Raw genomic sequence first — 19,506 nt, 5'->3', positions numbered from 1 at the left:
GACGATCGACGCGTGCCCACCGACGAACCAGACCTCCGTTCCTTCCTCATCCGGTCACGGTTCGACGACCCGACGGAACGCCGTGCCCACGCACGTGGCGAACTCGTGCGTGTCGCGCCGGGGCGCTACGTCGAGTCGGCGGCCTGGCGCGGCCTGCGTCGGGAGGAGCGCCACGCCCTCCGAACGGTGGCCGCGGTCGGCCGGATGCGCGACGAGGTCGTCGTGTCTCACACCTCGGCGGCCGCCGTGTGGGGCATGCCGGTGCTGGGCCCGCCGCTGGCCCGCGTCTCGACGACCGACCCGTCGCGCACGCGGACCCACACGGGTGCGCACGTGACGAGGCATGCGGCACGGCTGCCGTCGGATGAGATCACCCGTCATCGGGGTCTCTTCGTGACCACGCCGGCCCGGACCGCCGTGGACGTCGCCCTGACCGCGACGCGCAGCCAAGCCGTGGCCGTCCTCGACCACTGCCTGCGACGTCGGTTGTGCACGCTGGACGAGTACCAGGCATGCCTGCTGGGACGCGACCGTGTCCGGGGCTCGACCCGCGCCTCCTGGGTCGCCGAGTTCGCCAGCCCCTTGGCCGGTTCCGCCGGCGAATCGGTCTACCGGGTCGCCCTCGACGGTCTCGGATTCCCGACACCCCGTCTGCAGGACCGGCACGTCGACGACGAGGGGCTCATCGGTTACACCGACTTCGGGTGGGAGGCGTACGGCGTGTACGACGAGTTCGACGGATTCGTGAAGTACCTCGACCGCGAGATGCGGCAGGGGCGTACAGCGGAGGAGATCGTGGTCCTCGAGAAGGTCCGTGAAGACCGGCTGAGGAGTCTGCCTTACGTGAACCGGGTGACACGCACCATCTGGCGCGACCTCGCGCGACCGCAGCGGATCGTCACGCGGCTCGAGCGAGCGGGCGTCCCACGCGTCCACACCGCGAATCGTGCACGGCACCTTGACTAGTCACGGTGCCGTGCACGAAACGCGGTGCGTTGCGAGGCGGCGGGGTGAAGCCGGGTCAGGCCTCGAGGGCGTCGGTGAGCAGGGCGACCAAGGCCGAGAGCTGCACGTCGGCCGAGTCGACGACCTCGGAGTCGTCACCGTCGAGCGCGCGGGCGGCGAGACCGGCCTTGCTGTCGATCAGCTCGGCGATCTTCGTGTCGATCGTCTGTGCCGCGATGACGCGCCACGCGGTGACGGGCTCTGCCTGACCGATGCGGTGCACACGGTCGATCGCCTGCGTCTGCTCGGCGTCCGTCCACGACAACTCGGCCAGCACGACGTTCGACGCGACCTGCAGGTTGAGCCCGACGCCGGCCGCCGTGAGCGAGCAGACGACGACCTCGACCTCGGGATCGTCGACGAAGGCGTCGATCTGCCGCTGACGGACGGCCGGGGTCTGGTCGCCTCGGATCGACGAGTACTTGATGCCGCGCTTGGCGAAGGTGGCCTCGGCGACGTCCATGACGTCGATGTGCTTGGCGAAGAACACGACCTTGCCGACGTTGCGGGCCAGCTGCGCCGTGTAGTCGGCCGCGAGGCCGGCCTTCGCCTGACCGATGCGGCGCACCATGCTGAAGACGTTCTCACCCGTGCTCGACGCGCTGGCGTCCTCGAGCTCCCACTTGGCGACCTGGCGGACGAGGTCGTGGTCGATGCCCTCGACCCGGACCCCCGACGTGCGGGTGCTGAGCGCGGTGCGGTACTTCTGCACCATGCGGCGGGCGAGCTCACGCTCGGCGTCGCGGATCGAGCGGCCCACCTCGTCGTCGAGCTCGACCGGCAGGTCGGCGATGCGGCGGGCGGGGATGTCGGAGGCGACGTCGACCTTCTTGCGGCGGACGATGCCGAGGTCGATCACGATCTCGCGCGCCGACGAGAAGAACCCGGGGTCGGCGGGCGTCAGGCCGACCTCCTCGAGACGTTCCATCAGCTCGGCGTTCGGCTTCTTGTCGCCGATCCAGCCGAGGAACTCCCAGATGGCGCGGAAGTCCTCGATGTCGTTGATCAACGGCGTGCCGGTCAGCGCCATCAGCAACGGGTGCGCGGTGCGCGCACGGATGCGCTGGGCGAGCTGCAGCACGTGACGCGAGCGCTGCGACTCCTTGTTCTTGATGAAGTGGGCCTCGTCGACGATCATGCCCTTGAAGCCCAGGTCGCCGAGCCAGCCGACGTGACGGTCGAGCACCTCGTAGTTCACGATGACGACGTCGGCGAACGCGTCGAGCTTCTCGCCGTCGCCGTGGATGACGGTCGCCGAACGCGTCGGCGTCCACAGCTGCACCTCACGGGCCCAGTTGGTCTTGACGACGTTCGGCACGACGACGAGCAGCGGGTAGGCGGACGCCGCCTGCGCGGCGAGCAGCGCTTGCGCGGTCTTGCCGAGGCCGGGCTCGTCGGCGAGCAGGTAGGTGCGGTGGCCCTGGCGCGCGGACTCGACGAGCTGAGCCTGGTGGTGCATGAGGGTCGCGCCCGCGGGTGCGTCGACGGTGGTCGGCTCGGGCAGCGGCATGCAGGCCGAGCCGCCGCCGGCGCCGTACTCGAACGACTTGAACAGCGGGCCGAAGAGCTCCCAGTTGGCGAGTCGACGCGGGTGTGCCTCACGAGCGACCTCGGCGAGCGCGAAGTCGGGCGGCAGGAACGGGTTCGCCAGCTGACGCGAGATGACCGACTGCGGCACCACCTGCCGCTCGGAGGCCACGGCCACGGGTGCGGCCTCGGTGACGATGATCTGCTGCTCGGGTTCGAGCTCGAGACCGGCCGACATCTGCATGTCGCGCTTGAGGGTCTTGGCGGCCTCGCTGACGGTCGCCGCCTCGCCCAGCAAGGTGATCAGCGACGTGTCGCGGGCGGCGGTCTTGGCGAGGATCTGGGCGACGCCGTCGAGACGCTTCATCTGCTCGGCTCGCTCGGACTCGCTGATGTCCTTGTCGACCTTCACCCGCGCCCGCTCTTCACGCATGAGCAGGGCGATGACCTGGAACTTGGTGCGGCTCGAGGGCTTGACCTGACCGCGTTGCGCGGCGGCCTCGACCTCACGCACGGCACGGGCCAGGACGGGGATCAGCCCGTCGTTGTCGACCTCGCGGCGACGGTTCGGACGCTGGGCGGTGCGGGTGCCACCCGATTGACGCTGGCCTGGTCGAGCCAAGGCTCCTCCTCGTGGTCGACGCGGGACGTCGACGGTGCTGTGCCGCCATGTCGGCGGTGGGTGCTGCGCGGGGCACCGAGAGGCTCGGCGACCCGGACGGACGGCGACCGAGACGGTCGCGCCGGATGCGTGCGGGGCGGGGGTGCCGCGCGGTGGACAGCTGTACCGGCTTCGTGACGGGCGACCTTCGTGGCGGGCAGTCCGACGACGGCACGTGCCCCGAAGCCCCGTCACGCCGAGGTGTCGACTCGCACCGGAGGAGGCGCGGACCGGAGAACACCCGGGCGGTGAAGCTGGGGACAGTTTACGCGTACGACGCGCCGCTACGCCACCAGCGCCTCCTCGTGTCTCGCGGTCCGGTGACGGCGGGTCCGCGGCGGGCCCCTCGCGGCGCGTCGATCGGGAGGCGTCAGCCGCGGCGGCGCAGTCCGCGCGTCGCGGGGCCCTCGAGCACGCTGCCGTCGGCGGCGAAGCGCGAGCCGTGCAGCGGGCAGTCCCACGACCGTTCCGAGTCGTTCCAGGCGACGATGCCGACGAGGTGCGGACAGATCGCCGACACGGTGCAGACCTCGCCGTCGACGGTCGAGCGGGCGACCGGGGCGAAGCCGCCCGAGCGACCGACCTCGCCCTGCCCCTCGGCCGGTGCCACGGCGACCAGCCGGTTGCTCATCGCGCCGGCCCAGCCCTTGGCCGCCCACCAGGCGTCGGCCGCGTTGATCCCGATGCCGGACGCGATCGCGATCGGCGTGGTGACCCGCTTGTGCAGCGTGGTCATCCACGGCTGCGGGTCGCCGAGCACGTCCGAGACGAGGGTCATCGCCGCCTGGACCGCATTCGTCAGCCCCCAGTGCTCGTAACCGGTCGCGAGGTAGATGCGCCCACGACCTCGGGGCAGCCAGCCGACGAAGGGCACGTGGTGCGGCGTGCCGTAGTCCTGGCCGCTCCACGAATGGGTCAGCCGGGCACCGGGCCAGTGGCGCGTCGTCCAGTCGACGAGGTCGTCGACCAGCGCTGTCGTCGAGGAGGCGCGGCCCACCGGGTGCCGGTTGCCCCCGGTCACGAGGCGGTCGCCCACCGCGGAGAACGACCGCGTGGGCCCGTCGACCGCCTGGTACATGCCGTCGGGCAGGTCGTCCGCGCCGTCGAAGGCGAGGCCGTAGGAGCGCTCGCTGCGCAACTTGGCGAAGTAGAGGCCGCGGTCCAGCACCGGGCTGCCGGTCGTGACGTGCACCCGGCGGCTGCGGACGTCGGGGCCGTCGCTGTGGGTCACCGCGGGGCTCGACGCGTCGACCCCGGTGACGCGCACCCCCTCGACGACGATGCCGCCGAGCGCCCGGACGTCCGCCACGAGCGCGGCGATCGCCTGCATCGGGTCGAACTGCGCCTGCTCGGGCAGCCGCAGACCGCCCGTGGTGCCGAACGGCAGGTCGAGGCCGAACTCCTTGACGACGGGTAGACCGGCCTTGCGGGCGACGAGGTACTCGTCGTCCACCGTGGCGATCCCGCCGCGGGTCGTCGCGTAGCTGAACGCGTCCCGGCGCTCGACCTCGACGCCGGCCTCGTCCAGGTAGTCGACCATCCAGTCGAAGCCCGCCCGGTTGCCCGCGACGTAGGCGTCCACGACGCTCTGATAGGTGTTCGTGCGGATGCGCTGGAGCTGCTTGCCCTGCAGCAGTGACATCGACGCCGTGCCGCTGCCGCTCGCGACGCTGCCCACCGAGCGCGCCTCCAGGACGGCGACGCGGTGGCCGCGCCGGGCGAAGAGCAGGGCGGTGACCAGTCCGGTCAGGCCACCGCCGACGATCACGTCGTCGTAGAGGGTCTCGGGGTCGATCCTGTCGGTCGTGACGTCGGGCGCGGCGTCGAGCCAGGGTGACGGCATGGGGGCCTCCGGGGTGCGCGGACGGGTGCTGCGCGCCACGGTAGGCCCGTCCACCGCTCCGTGTGTCTCCTCCGGTCGAGTTGTCCGCCCCGGTCGGACCGGGGAGGCGCGCGACGGGTCAGGCGGGGCGGGCGAGGGTGCCCGCGGCCGCGCCGATCAGTTGAACGGCCTTGCGGCGGCCGGTGTCGGTGCCGAGCGTGGCCTGTCCTCCGGCGTGGGCGAGCAGCTGCGACGCGACGCCGGGTGCGAGCCGGTCGGCGAGGCCGGGCATGCGTTCGACCCAGGCGCTCGTGACGTCGTCGGCCAGGCGCTCGCAGGCCCGGGCCTCCGCCTCGTCCCCGTTGCCGCGATGCCACTGCCCGGTGACGACCAGGTGGGCGACGAGGGCGGCGGCGTCGCGGGCCGGGTGCCCGAGCCCCGCGGTGTCGACGTCGAGCAGCCCGGTGACCCGCCAGGGCTCGGACGGGTGCACGAAGAGCTGCTCGAGGTGCAGGTCACCGTGGATCACGGTCAGGACGTCCGAGGCGATGGAGGCGCGGCGTCGGTCGATCTCGTCGTAGAGACGGTCGATCTCGGTCGCCCGGTCGGGCAGCGCGGCGCGCAACGTCGAACGGTGCCAGGCCCCGTGGTCGAGGGCGTCGGACTGTGCCCGAGCGGTCACGTCGACCCGGGCGATGCGCGTGCCGAGGTCGACCATCTGCTCGACGAAGCGGGGGTCGTCGGCGAGCTCGACGACGCGCCGGCCGGCCGGGACGCCCGGGACGCGCTCGAGCACCAACAGGCCGTCCGGTCGGGACGCGAGCACGGCCGGCACGGGCAGTCCCTGCATCCGGAACGACTCGTGCAGGGCGACGATCGGCCCGACACGGTCCGGCCGGACCACCTTGAGGAAGACGGTCGTCTCGGCCGCGTCGAGTCGGATCACGGCCCGCTTGCCCGGCCGGTACGCCGCGACGCTCAGCCGCGGCTCGGTCACGACGACACCGAGGGCCGCGAGCGCGTCGGCCACGCGGTCGGGGTACGTGGCCCCGGCGAGCGCCGGCAGCATGGGGTCGGCCGGGTAGGCCCAGACCGCGAGCGGCTGTCCGGTGACGGGATCGCGGGTGAGCACGGAGGAGCCGTCGACGGCCCTCGTGTCGGTGTCGATGAAGGTGAGCACGGTCGACGCCCCGCCGGCGGGGTCGACCGTGTCGACCTCGTAGCCGTAGAGGAACCCGGCGCCCGAGGGCTCGACCGAGTGGGCTCGGAAGGCGACGACGGTCAGCCCCGAGTTCGCGAACGCGGCGGGGAGCACCTCGGCGGAGTTGGGCCACACGGGGACGCAGTCAACCAGCACCCGACCCGATCGGCGGGGAGGCGCGGGCGAGGTGACCGTTTCGTGACCTGACGCGACGTCGCGACCGACGCCGCGCCTCCCCGTCTACCCTGGGGGTCGTGAAGATCGTCTCGCGCATCCGCCAGACGAAGCGCACACCTCTGCTGCAGGTGGTGAAGACCAGCGTCGCCGTCATGGCCGCCTGGTTCGCGTCGGTGGCCCTGCTGCAGCAGCCGTTGCCCATCTTCGCGGCGATCGCGGCCCTGCTCGTGGTGCTGCCCAGCGTCAACCAGTCCTTCGTCCGCGGTCTCGAACGCAGCGTCGGCGTCGTCGCCGGCGTGCTGATCGCTTTCGCGGCCGGGCAGCTGTTCGGCGACGCGACGTGGATCCTGCTGGCGATCGTCGTCGTGAGCCTGCTCGTGGCGTGGGCGTTCCGGCTGACCCCGAGCTCGGCGAACCAGGTGCCGATCTCGGCGATGCTCGTGCTGGCGATCGGCGCCCAGACCCCGGACTACGCGCTCGACCGGGTGCTCGAGACGATCATCGGCGCGGCGATCGCCCTCGCGATCAACGCGCTCGTGGTGCCGCCCGTCGCGCTGGCCCCGGCGCACCTCGCGGTCGGCCGCTTGGCCCGCGACATCGCGTCCGTGCTCGACGAGACCGCCGCCGTGCTCGACGAACCGGTCGACGCGTCCCGGCTGACCGCGGGGCTGACGAAGGCCCGCGAGCTGAGGGCCACCCAGGCCCGAGCCGTCGACGCGGTCACCGCAGGCGAGGAGAGCCTGCAGCTCAACCCCCGCGCGAGTCGCAACCGCAGCGTACTCGAGGCCGACGCGGCACTGCTCCGTCGCCTGACGGTGCTGGTCAACCGCGTGGTCGGCATGGTGCGGTCGGTCCACGACAACTACGACCCGGGGCTGGCCGACGACCCCGTGGTGCAGAGCATCGCCGAAGACCTGCGGCGTGCCGCCCACGACGTGCGCCGGTTGGCGCGGACCACCGAGGAGGCGCTCCCCGCCGGGCGCGCCTCCCGCGTCCCCGACCCCGCCGACGGGCACGCGAGGGGCGTCGGGCACGACGACGGCCCTGCCCTCACGTCGCCGGTGAGCGTGCTGCGGCCCGACCCGGACAACTGGGTGCTGGTCGGATCGCTGCTCGAGGACCTGAGGCGCGTGCGGGAAGAGATCATCGGGTAGCATCCGACGATGCGACGGGGCCGGGCGACAGGGGTGGCTCCGACCGTCGACCGGTACGCCCCGTTCGACCTGGTGACCGATCCCCGGGCCCTCGGGCTCACCCGCGAGACGATCGAGACCGCGCACGGCCGGACGATCGTGCACCACGCGGCGTCCCCGGCCGACCGGTCGGCACGACGTCGGGCGACCGTCATGCTCCACGGGGCGGCCGGTTCGTGGACGACCTGGACCCCCCTGCTGCAGGCCGCCCGCGAGGTGGACGCGGTCGTCTCCCGCCCGGTGCTCGTCGACCTGCCCGGCTGGGGCGGCTCGCCCGAGCCCGAGCCCGGTCTCGACGTCGAGTCGGCCGCCGCCGTGGTGGTCGAGGTCGCCGAGGCCCTGGGCGTCACCGAGTTCGACCTCGTCGGCCACTCGATGGGCGCGTTCGTCGCCCTCCACCTGGCCGCCGTCCGACCCGACCTCGTGCTCAGCGTCTCGGTCGTGTCGGCCACCTCCTTCTCGGCGATCGACGCCGTCACCCACCCGGTGCGCGGTCTCGTGCGGTTACCCGCGTTCACGCTGCTGCGCGCCGCCTTCGGGGCGCTGCCCCGCGCCTCCGCGTCCCTGCTGCGGGGTGCCGCCCGCATCGGCCTCCTGCGTGTGCTGTCCTCGCCCGTGTTCCGACACGTCGACCGCGTCCCGAGTTCGGTGCTCCGCGCGTTCGTCGCCGAGCTGCGGCCCCGGGGCTTCCTCGCGGCCTCGCGGTCGGGTCAGGGGTACGACGCCTCGCGCTGGCGCGCCATCGACTGCGACGTGGCCGCGGTGAGCGGGGCCGACGACGTCTTCGCCCGCACGTCCGACCTGGCCCGGCTGGCAGAGGTCGTGCGGCACGCCCGCACGACGTCGCTCGCCGACTGCGGCCACTTCGCCCACGTCGAACGGCCCCACGAGACCCTGCGCGCCCTGGGTTGGGTCGAGGGCTAGGACGCCCCGGCCTCGACCTCGCGCACGATCATCGCCACGCACCGCGCGTGACCCAGCGGCCGGAAGTGCCCGTCGACCGGGAACTCGAGGTTGACCGCCCCCGGCAGCACGCTGCCCTCGGTGACGTGGGCGTCGAATCGCGACGCCATCGACGTGATGGTCCGGTTCGCCTCCCGTCGGTCCGCGAGTCGTCGCAACTCGGCGTCGCGGGGCGAGAACACCCTCAGCGTCTTGTTGGGCAGCACCGTCGACCAGCGGGTGCCCGAGAACGGGCTGTTCACGGCGACCATGCGGGTGATGCGCCGGTCGCGATCCGTCGCGACCATCATCGTCTTGCCGACCAGTCCGCCCTTGCTGTGCGCCAGCACGACCACGTCCCGCAGGTCGTGCGCGTCGAGGATGCGCTGGGCGAGCTCGGCGGTCGCGGCGATCGGGCGACGGTTGTGCCCCATGCCCGGCACGACGACGATCGGGTGACCCAGGTCGTTCAGCCGGTCGGCGACCGGGCGGAGGAACCGCCAGGTCTCGTAGACGCCCGGCAACAGGAGCACCGGTTCGCGGTCGCCGTCGCGATACCGCCTCGGCACGACCCGGCCGGACCGGGTCACGAGGTGCACCCACCAGACGTACCGGTAGTCGAGCACGATGGTGCGGACGAACCGCCAGAGGCCGACCCGGCGCCGTCCGTGCCCGCGCGACGGTGTGGAGCTCATGCCGCCACGCTAGGCGACGTCAGGCGGCCGTGCCCACCAGGGGCAGCTCACCCCAGGGCTCGCCCTCGGGCCAGGCGATCGACCCGACCGCGTCGCGGGCCATCTCGAGCGTGAGGTCCCACCGGCCGCAGATCGACGCCCACGGGGGCGGGAAGGCCGCCGCGTCGTCGAGCAGGGCCAGGGCGAAGCGGCCGAAGCCGGCCCGCGCCGCCGCGCTCGCGGCGTCCGGCAGGGAGTCGGCGAGACCGTGGACGACCCTCACCCGGTGGGCGAAGTCCATCTGCTCGATGTCGTCGAACGCCCCCCAGGCGCTCTCGATCTCGCGTCGCAGCCTCGTGATCTCGACCGCGTCGAGACCGGGACGGTCGGCGCGTCCGGGTACCACACGTGCCATGTCAGCCCCCCTCAGAGCATGGCCACGGATCGGGTACCCACGGCCGGGCGTCGGCTTCGATGCCGATGCAGGCGAACATACCATCCGGTACGGTCCGGCATCCATCGCCCCGGATCACGAGTCGGTCACGGCCGCGGGAGCCTCGTCGAACCACACCGCGGCGCGGTTCGGCGGTGCTGCTCGCGTCCCCCTGGGCGCTGTCCCCCGAAGGCTGAGCCGCTGCCGAGGCCCACGGTCTACCGTCCACGACGCACCCACCGGTGCGACGACTCCGCACGAACCCACGACGAACGGGAGACATCATGTTCCAGGGATCCGACCAACTCCGCGACAACATGCAGAAGGTCCTCGTCGACCTCATCGAACTGCACGTCCAGGGCAAGCAGGCCCACTGGAACCTGCTCGGCTCGAACTTCCGCGACCTCCACCTGCAGCTCGACGAGATCGTCGACGCCGCCCGCGAGTTCAGCGACGAGGTGGCCGAGCGCATGCGCGCCGTCTACCTGATCCCGGACGGCCGCACCTCGACCGTCACGCGCGAGACCAGCCTGCCCGAGTTCCCCGAGGGCCCCGTCGAGACCACCGCGGTGGTCGACCTGATCGTCGACCGCATGTACGCCGTCACCGGCACGATGCGCACGGTCCACGACGACGTCGACGACGAGGACCCCACGACGGCCGACGTGCTGCACAGCATCCTCGAGCGCCTCGAGCAGCTGGCCTGGATGACCGGCGCCGAGAACCGCCACCCCGAGAAGGACGCCCGCCAGGACTCCACGCGTCAGCGCGACGAGGACGCGGCGGCCGAGGGCCTCGACCGCGTCGGCGCCGTCGCCAACTGACCCGACCACCACACGAGGGCACCGTCCAGGACCGCGCGACCCGCGCCTCCCGGGCGGTGCCTTCTCTCGTCGAGAGGACCACCCCATGACCGAATCGTTCGACCACGTCATCGTGGGCGGCGGCATGACCGCCGACGCCGCCGCGAAGGCGATCCACGACGCCACGCCCGACGCGACGGTGTTGATCGTCAGCGCCGACGTCGACGCGCCCTACACGCGCCCGGCGCTGTCGAAGAAGCTCTGGACCGACCCCGAGTACACCGAGGCCGACAACGACCTCGGGACCGTTGCCGACTCGGGTGCCGAGATCCGGCTGCGCACGCTCGTCGAGTCGATCGACCGCGACGCCCGCACCGTGACCACCAGTGCCGGCGACGTGATCGGCTACGGCGCCCTGCTGCTCGCGACGGGCGGCAGCCCCACCGCACTCGACCTGCCGGACGACGACCGCGTCGTGTACTTCCGGACCGCCGGGGACTACCGCCGACTGCGCTCGCTCTCGGGCGGCGGTCGGCACGTCGTCGTCGTGGGTGGCAGCTACATCGGCACCGAGCTCGCTGCGGCCCTCGTGCAGAACGACACCCGGGTGACCCTGGTGTTCCCCGACGACGTGCTCGGCGGATCGGTGTTCCCGACGTCGATCGCCTCGACGTTCGAGAAGGCCTTCGAGGAGGCGCGGGTCGAGCTGGCCCGCGGACGTCGCGTCGAGAGCGGCACGGCCGACGACGCCGGCGTCCATCTGCGACTGGACGACGGCTCGACCCTCGACGCCGACGCGGTCGTGGTCGGGCTCGGCATCTCGGTCGACGACCAGCTCGCGGCCGACGCGGGTCTGACCGTGGACGACGGCATCGTGGTCGACGAGCACCTGCGCACCAGCGACCCGAACGTCTTCGCCGCCGGCGACGTGGCGTCGTACCCGGACGCGATGCTCGGGCGTCGCCGCGTCGAGCACGTCGACAACGCCAAGTCGCAGGGCCCGGTCGTCGGTCGCAACATGACCGGCGCCGACGAGGTCTACGACCACACGCCGTACTACTACTCGAAGGTCTTCGACATCTCGTACGAAGCCGTCGGCACGCTCGACGCGTCGCTCGAGACGGTCGTCGACGAGAAGGGCGACGGGCGCGCGGTCGCGTACTACCTCGGCGACGACGGGGCGGTCGAGGGCGTGCTGCTCTGGAACGTCGAGGAGGCCCGCGACGCCGCCCGGGCCGTCATCGCGGCGGGCGTCACGCCGCGCGACGAGCTGGTGGGGCGCATCTGACGCGTCGACGACGGTACGACGACGCCTGCCCGATCACGTGATCGGGCAGGCGTCGTCGTCTCGGGGTCAGCCGAACAGGAACGGAGGGCGCGCCGCCCGGTCGAGGTCGAGGGCGAAGATGCCGCCGCTCAGGGGGGACTCGGCGAGCTGCTCGTCGCTCAGCCCCTCGCGGGCCGACAGCACGAACAGCGTGCGCAGGTCGTCGCCGCCGAAGCCGATGCCGGTGAGGTTCGGCACGGGGAAGGTGATCTCGTCGACGAGTCCGCCGTCCGCGTCGAGGTGCACCACCGTGCCCTCACCGTAGATGGCGCCCCAGAACTCGCCGCGCTCGTCACGGGCCAAGCCGTCGTGCGCGCCCTGCGACGAGAACGGCACGAGCTCGCCCAAGGTTCCCTCGGCGTCCCACGACGCCCGGTAGATCGTGTCGTCGCCGGTGTCGGTGAGGTAGATCTCGCTGCCGTCGTCGTTCCACTCGAAGCCGTTGGTCGTGGCGAAGTCGTCGCGCAGCCGGGTGAGCGTGCCGTCCGGGGCCACACGGTAGAGACCGGCGATCGGACTGCCCTCGGGGTCGGTCGCGCCGACGACGAAGGCGCCGAACGGGTCACACTTGCCCTCGTTCAGCCGGAGGCGCTCGTCGGCGTGGTCGACCGTCGCGATCGTCCGCTGCTCGGTCCCGTCGTCGCGCATGACGATGACGGTGTCGTCGAGTGCTGCGATCAGGCCGCCGCCGCGACGACGCTGGAAGCTCGGCAACGGCGGGTCGACGACGACCGTCGTGTCGCGCGTGCCGTCGGCCGAGGTCCGGTGCAGGAGCCCGTTGGTGATGTCGGTCCAGACCAGCTCGTGGGCGTCGACGTCCCAGACGGGGCTCTCGCCGAGCGTGGCCCTGGCGTCGAAGAACAGGCGAGGTTCGGACGTGGTTCCGGTCGGGAGGGGCATCCCACCGGTCTACGCGCCCGGCATGTCCACCGGCTCCACGCCCCGCCCACAGGGGTACGGAGGCGCTCCCTTGCACACAGAACACTGCGAGGGACGGGCACGAGGAGGCGCGCCGGGCCACCGTAGGACGGGTGACGGACACCCTCGAGACCACCGACGACACCCAGGCCGAGCACTTCGGCGCGACCACGGCCTCCGCCGGCGAATGGCACCGCCCCGATCCCCGCGACGACGGCTACGTGCCGCTGCGCTCCTACGGCGCGATCGGCGACGGCCGGACCGTCGCCCTCATCGCCCGCGACGGCCAGATCGACTGGCTGCCGATGCCCGACATGGACAGCGACCCGGTGTTCTCCGGCATCGTCGACGCGGGCAAGGGCGGACGCATCGAACTGCGCCCCGTCGACGACGACTTCGAGGTGCAGCGCGAGTACGTCGAGAACACGAACGTCCTCGTCACCCGCTTCCGCACCTCCACCGGCGTGGTGCAGATCACCGACGCCCTCGTGACGGGCATCGCCGGGCGCCTGCCCTGGGCCGAGCTCGCCCGTCGCATCGAGGGCGTCACGGGGTCGGTCGACATGCGTTGGGCGGTCATCCCGGGCAACACGTTCGGCACCCACCCGATCCGCCGGGTCGCGACGTTGCACGGGCCGGTCCTGCGGGCCGCAGACATCAACCTGGCCCTGGTGGGCTTCGAGCACGGCCGCCTCGACTCGGTCGAACCCGGCGACGGCGAGGCCCACGGCGGCCCGCACCGGTTCTGGGGCGAGTTCAGCACTCACGAGGGGTCGCGCTCGTTGATCTGCCTCTGCGGCGTCGAGGACGAACCCCTGCACCTGCCCGACCCCCACGTGGTCGACCAGGGCATCGACCGCACGGTCCGCAACTGGCAGACCTGGTCCGACGAGTTCAACTGGGACGGCCCGTGGTCCGGTGCCGTGCAGCGCAGCGCCCTGGCGCTCAAATTGCTCATCTTCAGCCCCACCGGCGCGATCGCGGCCGCCGCCACGGCGGCCCTGCCCGAGAACTTCACCGGCGACAAGAACTGGGACTACCGCTTCGCGTGGGTGCGCGACCTGGCGTACACGGTCAATGCGCTCGTCCGCTTCGGCCTGCGCGAAGAGACCCAGGCGGCCGTCTCGTGGCTGCTCTCGGCGCTCAAGGCCAACGGCCGCACGATGCACATCTTCCTCAACCTCGACGGCTCGGTGCCGGACGGCACGCACGAGACCGGCTCCGAGGGCTGGCGTGGCATCGGTCCGGTCTACAAGGGCAACCCGGCCGGCGAACAACTGCAGCTCGGCACCTACGCCGACATCCTCGCGATCATGAGCCAGTACGCCGCCGACGGCAACATCCTCGACGAGTCCACCGGCGACCTGCTCGCCGGCTTCGCCGACGACGCCTGCCGCCGCTGGCAGGAGAAGGACTCGGGCATGTGGGAGCTGCAGGACGAGCAGCACTACGTCAGCAGCAAGATGGGCTGCTGGCAGGCCATCGACGCCGCCCTGCACCTGACCGAGGTCGGCCAGATGCACCCCGACCCCGAGGACGTCGTCTTCTGGAAGAAGAACCGTGACCTGATCAAGGACTGGGTCGCCGAGCACGGGTGGAACGACGAGGTCGGCGCGTACGTCATGTACCCGGGCAGCGAGAAGCTCGACGCCTCGGTGCTGCTGCACGCCCCCAGCGGGTTCGACCGCGGTGAGCGCATGTCACGCACGATCGACGCGATGCAGCGTGAGCTCTCCGCCGGCCCCCTGGTGTTCCGCTACAGCGAGGTCGACCAAGAAGAAGGAACGTTCGTCGCCTGCGCCTTCTGGCTCGCCAGCGCCCTGGCCTGCGTCGGCCGTCAGGACGAAGCCGTCGAGCTGATGGACCAGCTCGTGCAGCAGCCCAACGACGTCGGGCTGCTGACCGAGATGATCAGCGCCGACGACGGGCAGTTCCTCGGCAACGTGCCCCAGGGCCTCAGCCACCTCGCCCTGGTCAACGCGGCGATCACCATCGACGAGATGGGCCGCGAGGGCACGACCGACGACCTGGAGGGCCAGTGAGCGAAGAATCCGCAGCCTCCGTGCCGCCGGCGACGACCGACGAGCTCGTGCTCGTCGACGCCTGGTGGCGGGCGGCGAACTACCTGACCGTCGGACAGATCTACCTGATGGAGAACGCGCTGCTCACACGGCCGATCGCGCGCGACGACGTCAAGCCGCGCCTCCTCGGCCACTGGGGCACGTCACCGGCGCTGAGCTTCGTCTACGCGCACCTGAACCGGGTGATCACGCGCGACGACCGCGACCTGCTCTACGTGTGCGGCCCCGGGCACGGCGGACCGGCCATGGTCGCCAACACGTACCTCGAGGGCACGTACAGCGAACTGTTCCCCGAGGTGTCGCAGGACGCCGCGGGGCTGCGGAGGTTGTTCAAGCAGTTCTCGTTCCCCGGCGGCATCCCGTCTCATGCCGCCCCCGAGACCCCGGGGTCCATCAACGAGGGCGGCGAACTCGGGTACTCACTGAGCCACGCCTACGGCGCGGTGCTCGACGACCCCGACCTCGTGGCCGTGTGCGTCATCGGCGACGGTGAGGCCGAGACCGGGCCACTGGCGACGAGCTGGCACGCGAACAAGCTGCTCGACCCCCGGCACGACGGGGCCGTGCTGCCGATCCTCAACCTCAACGGCTACAAGATCGCGAACCCGACGGTGCTCTCGCGCATCCCCGAGGACGAGCTCGTCGAGTTGATGCGGGGCTACGGGCACGAGCCGCTCGTCGTCGCGGGCGGTTTCGACGGTGAGGACCCGATGCGGGTGCACGAGCGCATGGCCGCCGCCCTCGACCACGCCTTCGCGCGCATCGACGAGCTGCAGCGCGAGGCCCGTGCGGGCGACGGCACCGAACGCCCGCGGTGGCCCATGATCGTGCTGCGCACCCCGAAGGGGTGGACCGGCCCGAAGATCGTCGACGGCGAACGCATCGAGGGCACCTGGCGAGCACACCAGGTACCGCTGAGCGGGGTCCGCGACGACGACGCGCACCGCTCGCAACTCGACGAGTGGATGCGGTCCTATCGCGCCGACGAGCTCTTCGACGAGACGGGTCGACCGGTGTCGTGGCTCGAGGGACTACGACCGGTCGGTGAGAAGCGCATGAGCGCGATCCCGGCGTCGAACGGTGGCCTCGTGCGCCGCGACCTGTCCCTCACCGACTACCGCACGCACGCGGTCGAGACCTCGGACGACCGCCGCACCCAGGCAGAGGCCACTCGGGTGCTCGGTCGGTGGCTCGCCGAGATCGTCCGCGACAACCCGTCGACCTTCCGTCTCTTCGGGCCGGACGAGACCGTCTCGAACCGGCTCGACCCGGTGTTCGACGTGACCGAGCGGGTGTGGGCGGCCGACATCTGGCCCGAGGACGAACACGTGGCCCGCAGCGGCCGCGTGATGGAGGTGCTGAGCGAGCACCTGCTGCAGGGCCTCATGGAGGGCTACCTGCTGACCGGGCGCCACGGACTGCTCAACACCTACGAGGCGTTCGTCCACATCGTCGACTCGATGTTCAACCAGCACGCGAAGTGGCTCGAGAGTGCCGACGAGATCGACTGGCGGGCGCCGATCTCGTCGTTCACCTACCTGCTGTCGTCGCACGTGTGGCGACAGGACCACAACGGGTTCTCTCATCAAGACCCCGGGTTCCTCGACGTCGTCGTCAACAAGCAGGCGCACCTCGTGCGCATCTACCTGGCCCCCGACGCCAACACCCTCCTCGCCGTCGCCGACCACGCTTTCCGGACGACCGACACGGTCAACGTCATCGTCGCCGGCAAGCAGGAATCCCCCGCCTGGCTGTCCCTTTCCGAGGCCGAGGAGCACGTCCGGCGCGGCGTCGGCATCTGGGAGTGGGCCGGCACCGAGGGCACCCCCGTCGACGGCGTCGACCCCGACGTCGTGCTCGCCTGCGCAGGCGACGTCCCGACCCTCGAGACGGTGGCGGCCGCCGACCTGTTGCGCCAGGTGCTGCCGTCGCTGAGCACCCGCGTGATCAACGTGGTCGACCTCATGCGCCTGCAGGACGTGCGCGAGCACTCGCACGGCCTGACGAGTGACGACTTCGACGCGCTCTTCACCACGTCCACGCCCGTCGTGTTCGACTTCCACGGCTATCCGTCGCTCGTGCACCAGCTGACCTACCGGCGGACGAACCACGAGAACCTCCACGTGCGCGGCTTCCAGGAGAAGGGCACCACCACCACGCCGTTCGACATGGCGATGCTCAACGACATCGACCGGTACCGGCTCGTGCTCGACGTGCTGCACCGCGTGCCGGGCCTGGCCGACGAACACCCCGACCTGGTGGCCGACGTCGAGTCGCGGCGCGAGGCCGCCCGGGCGTACGCCTACGAACACGGCGAGGACCACCCCGACGTGACCGGCTGGCAGTTCGGCGCCTGAGGCGTGCGACAGGTCGACCGCCCGGGCGTACGGTCGGGCGCATGACGCCGAAGGACGACACTCCCCCGCAGCTGAAGAAGCCCGACATGTACGAGGCGCTCCGCGACGAGGGCGCGTCGAAGGAGAAAGCCGCGCGCATCTCGAACGCCGCCGCCCAGAAGGGCAACAGTGAGAAGAAGGTGGCTGCCAAGGGGGGCGAGGCCGGTTCGTACGACGACTGGACGGTGGACGAACTCAGAGGCCGCGCGAAGGAACTCGGCGTCACGGGCTACTCCGACCTGAAGAAGGCCGACCTGATCGAGGCGCTCCGCGAGCACTGACCGCTGCGGTCAGCCGGCCTTCTTTTCGGGAGCGGGCTCGTTCTCGGGAGCGGGCTCGTTCTCGGAGGCGGTCGAGGCGGGCTTCTTCTTGGCGGCCGGTTTCTTGGCGGTAGGCTTCTTCGCGGCCGGTTTCTTCGCGGCAGGCTTCTTCGCGGCCTGCTTCTTCGCGGCCGGCTTCTTCGCGGCCGGCTTCTCCGCAGCCGCCGACGCGGATGCTGCCGCCTTCTTGGCCGGCTTGCGACGGCCGCCCGATCGGTTCGTCTCGACGGACCGGCGGAGCGCCTCCATCAGGTCGATGACCTCGCCACCTTCGCCGTCGTCGTCGTCGTCGGGCCTCTCGCCGAAGGTGGTGTCGGTGTCGAGCGACTCGCCTTCTTCGAGCTTCGCGTCGATCAATTGCCGCAACTCCTCCTGGTAGTCGTCGCTGAAGTCGGCGGGCTCGAAGTCGTCGCTCAGCGAGTCGACGAGCGAGGACGACATGTCGAGCTCCTTGTCGCTGATGCGCGTCTGCTTCTCGAGCGCAGGGAACCGTGCCTCGCGCACCTCGTCGTCCCAGAGCAGGGTCTGCAGCATGAGAACGTCGCCGCGCACGCGCAGGGCGGCGAGGCGGGTCTTCTGCCGCAGCGAGAAATGCACGATCGCGGTGCGGTCGGTCTCCTCCAGGGTGCGGCGCAGCAGGACGTAGGCCTTGGGCGAGGTGCCGTCCGGCTCGAGGAAGTAGCTGCGGTCGAGCATGATCGGGTCGACCTGGTCGCTCGGCACGAACTCGAGGACGTCGATCTCGCGCGAGCGTTCCTCGGGCAACGACTTGAGGTCGTCGCCCGTGATCACCACGGTGCGGTCGCCGTCGTCGTACGCCTTGTCGATGTGCTCGTAGTCGACGACCTTGCCGCAGATCTCGCACTTCCGCTGGTACCGGATGCGCCCGCCGTCCGCGTCGTGCACCTGGTGCAGCGACACGTCGTGGTCCTCGGTGGCGCTGTACAACTTGACGGGCACGTTGACGAGCCCGAACGTGATCGCGCCCTTCCAGATCGATCGCATGACGCTCATCTTTCTCCGCGTGCGCTCCGAATGACCGCCTGCGGGGTACAGCCCCCCGAGCGGGGGAGGCGCGGTGCGGGCACCGTGGACGTCATGAGCCAATACGACAAGAAGAACCCGGTCGACCTCTACCCCGCACCGCCGTTCCCGAAGCAGGAGCAGTCGTTGCCGGGTGAGGCCTGGAAGATGGACCCGAAACCCGACCACGGCGAGACCAGCTACGTCGGCAAGGAGCGCCTCACCGGCTTCCGCGGCATCGTCACCGGTGGTGACTCGGGCATCGGTCGTGCCGCCGCGATCGCGCTCAGCCGCGAGGGCGCCGACCTCGTGCTCAGCTACCTGCCGAGCGAGCAGAAGGACGCCGAAGAGGTGCGCGACCTGCTCGAGGGCGAGGGCCGCAAGGCCGTCCTCGTCCCCGGCGACATCTCGGACGAGCAGTACTGCAAGGACCTCGTGCAGAAGGCCGTCGACGAGCTCGGCGGGCTCGACACCCTCGTCATGGTGGCCGGCCGCATGAAGAGCAACGACGACATCCTCACGCTCACCACCGAGGACATCGACTCGACCATCAAGACGAACGTCTACTCGCTGTTCTGGCTGACCCAGGCCGCGATCCCCCACCTGGAGCCCGGCTCGTCGATCGTGACGACCGGCTCGGTGCAGGGCACGCAGCCCAGCCCCGACAAGATCGACTACGCCCTGACCAAGGGTGCGATCGGCGTCTTCACCTCGGGCCTCGCCCAGCAGCTCGCACCCAAGGGCATCCGCGTCAACCAGGTCTCGCCCGGCCCGGTGTGGACTCCCCTGCAGCCCGGTTCCGACGACGCCGAGACGGTGTCGGAGTTCGGCGGCCAGGCCCCGTTCGGCCGTCCGGGTCAGCCGGCCGAGCTCGCCGCCGCCTACGTGCACCTGGTCAGCCCCGAGTCGAGCTACACCTCGGGCGCGACCATCACGATCGCCGGAGCGATGCCCGCGGTCTGACCCCGCGCCTCCTCGGCTCCGTCGTCTCGTCGACACCGCG

At 71.3% G+C, this 19,506-nt stretch carries 16 protein-coding genes; 9 read left to right on the top strand and 7 right to left on the bottom strand.

What is annotated here, in order from left to right; translation table 11 throughout:
* Window positions 1-12 precede the first annotated feature (12 nt).
* A complete protein-coding gene (locus EDF50_RS16725; protein ID WP_158612741.1) occupies window positions 13-966 on the top strand; it encodes a hypothetical protein in 954 nt (317 codons plus the stop codon).
* A gap of 55 nt (window positions 967-1,021) precedes the next feature.
* Here the strand turns inward: EDF50_RS16725 and EDF50_RS14835 are convergent, their stop codons facing one another.
* The 3 genes from EDF50_RS14835 to EDF50_RS14825 form a co-directional block, all read right to left on the bottom strand.
* The gene (locus EDF50_RS14835) at window positions 1,022-3,154 is read right to left on the bottom strand and encodes a DEAD/DEAH box helicase (protein ID WP_123520278.1); all 2,133 of its coding nucleotides are present in this window, start codon (window positions 3,152-3,154) and stop codon (window positions 1,022-1,024) included.
* A 409-nt stretch (window positions 3,155-3,563) separates the two neighbouring features.
* Window positions 3,564-5,036 carry an FAD-dependent oxidoreductase gene (locus EDF50_RS14830; RefSeq protein ID WP_123520369.1) on the bottom strand — a complete coding sequence of 491 codons (1,473 nt, stop codon included), beginning with the start codon at window positions 5,034-5,036 and terminating at the stop codon, window positions 3,564-3,566.
* Window positions 5,037-5,154: 118 nt separating this feature from the next.
* Window positions 5,155-6,351 carry a phosphotransferase family protein gene (locus EDF50_RS14825; protein WP_123520277.1) on the bottom strand — a complete coding sequence of 399 codons (1,197 nt, stop codon included), beginning with the start codon at window positions 6,349-6,351 and terminating at the stop codon, window positions 5,155-5,157.
* 119 nt (window positions 6,352-6,470) lie between these two features.
* On the opposite strand from EDF50_RS14825, the gene EDF50_RS14820 reads away from it, so the two are divergent.
* On the top strand, window positions 6,471-7,547 hold the full coding sequence (locus EDF50_RS14820; RefSeq protein ID WP_123520276.1) for an aromatic acid exporter family protein: 1,077 nt from the start codon (window positions 6,471-6,473) through the stop codon (window positions 7,545-7,547).
* Between the two features lie 9 nt (window positions 7,548-7,556).
* Window positions 7,557-8,510: an alpha/beta fold hydrolase gene (locus EDF50_RS14815; RefSeq protein WP_123520275.1), complete on the top strand. Its 954-nt coding sequence runs from the start codon at window positions 7,557-7,559 to the stop codon at window positions 8,508-8,510.
* On the opposite strand, the gene EDF50_RS14810 is transcribed toward EDF50_RS14815, so the two are convergent.
* The gene (locus EDF50_RS14810) at window positions 8,507-9,223 is read right to left on the bottom strand and encodes a triacylglycerol lipase (RefSeq protein WP_123520274.1); all 717 of its coding nucleotides are present in this window, start codon (window positions 9,221-9,223) and stop codon (window positions 8,507-8,509) included. The two genes, EDF50_RS14815 and EDF50_RS14810, sit on opposite strands and share 4 nt — an antisense overlap.
* 19 nt (window positions 9,224-9,242) lie before the next feature.
* On the bottom strand, window positions 9,243-9,617 hold the full coding sequence (locus EDF50_RS14805) for a hypothetical protein (protein ID WP_123520273.1): 375 nt from the start codon (window positions 9,615-9,617) through the stop codon (window positions 9,243-9,245).
* Window positions 9,618-9,919: 302 nt separating this feature from the next.
* Here EDF50_RS14805 and EDF50_RS14800 point away from each other — a divergent pair, with 302 nt between their 5' ends.
* Together EDF50_RS14800 and EDF50_RS14795 are read left to right on the top strand one after the other, a co-directional pair.
* Window positions 9,920-10,459, top strand: coding sequence for a Dps family protein (locus EDF50_RS14800; RefSeq protein WP_123520272.1), 540 nt, complete (start codon window positions 9,920-9,922; stop codon window positions 10,457-10,459).
* Window positions 10,460-10,544: 85 nt separating this feature from the next.
* Entirely contained in the window at window positions 10,545-11,726 is a 1,182-nt protein-coding gene (locus EDF50_RS14795) for an NAD(P)/FAD-dependent oxidoreductase (protein WP_123520271.1), read from the top strand.
* 66 nt (window positions 11,727-11,792) lie between these two features.
* Here EDF50_RS14795 and EDF50_RS14790 read toward each other — a convergent pair whose 3' ends face one another.
* Window positions 11,793-12,665, bottom strand: coding sequence for an SMP-30/gluconolactonase/LRE family protein (locus EDF50_RS14790; protein ID WP_123520270.1), 873 nt, complete (start codon window positions 12,663-12,665; stop codon window positions 11,793-11,795).
* A 239-nt stretch (window positions 12,666-12,904) separates the two neighbouring features.
* On the opposite strand from EDF50_RS14790, the gene EDF50_RS14785 reads away from it, so the two are divergent.
* The 3 genes from EDF50_RS14785 to EDF50_RS14775 are packed head-to-tail and all read left to right on the top strand — an operon-like array spanning window position 12,905 to window position 17,441.
* Window positions 12,905-14,725 (top strand): glycoside hydrolase family 15 protein, encoded by a 1,821-nt coding sequence (locus tag EDF50_RS14785; protein WP_233570674.1) that lies wholly within the window; start codon window positions 12,905-12,907, stop codon window positions 14,723-14,725.
* Entirely contained in the window at window positions 14,722-17,121 is a 2,400-nt protein-coding gene (locus tag EDF50_RS14780) for a phosphoketolase (protein ID WP_199738820.1), read from the top strand. Before EDF50_RS14785 ends, EDF50_RS14780 begins: the two co-directional genes overlap by 4 nt.
* A 41-nt stretch (window positions 17,122-17,162) precedes the next feature.
* On the top strand, window positions 17,163-17,441 hold the full coding sequence (locus tag EDF50_RS14775; RefSeq protein WP_123520267.1) for a Rho termination factor N-terminal domain-containing protein: 279 nt from the start codon (window positions 17,163-17,165) through the stop codon (window positions 17,439-17,441).
* Window positions 17,442-17,450: 9 nt separating this feature from the next.
* On the opposite strand, the gene EDF50_RS14770 is transcribed toward EDF50_RS14775, so the two are convergent.
* A complete protein-coding gene (locus EDF50_RS14770) occupies window positions 17,451-18,485 on the bottom strand; it encodes a Ku protein (protein ID WP_123520368.1) in 1,035 nt (344 codons plus the stop codon).
* Window positions 18,486-18,578: 93 nt separating this feature from the next.
* Here EDF50_RS14770 and EDF50_RS14765 point away from each other — a divergent pair, with 93 nt between their 5' ends.
* Window positions 18,579-19,466 (top strand): SDR family oxidoreductase, encoded by an 888-nt coding sequence (locus tag EDF50_RS14765; RefSeq protein ID WP_055973592.1) that lies wholly within the window; start codon window positions 18,579-18,581, stop codon window positions 19,464-19,466.
* The last annotated feature ends 40 nt before the right edge of the window (window positions 19,467-19,506 follow it).

The sequence above is a fragment of the Frigoribacterium sp. PhB24 genome (genome assembly GCF_003755185.1).
Classification (GTDB): domain Bacteria; phylum Actinomycetota; class Actinomycetes; order Actinomycetales; family Microbacteriaceae; genus Frigoribacterium.
The sequence above is the reverse complement of the archived record's forward strand: the minus strand, read 5'-3'. Positions and strand labels throughout refer to the sequence as shown.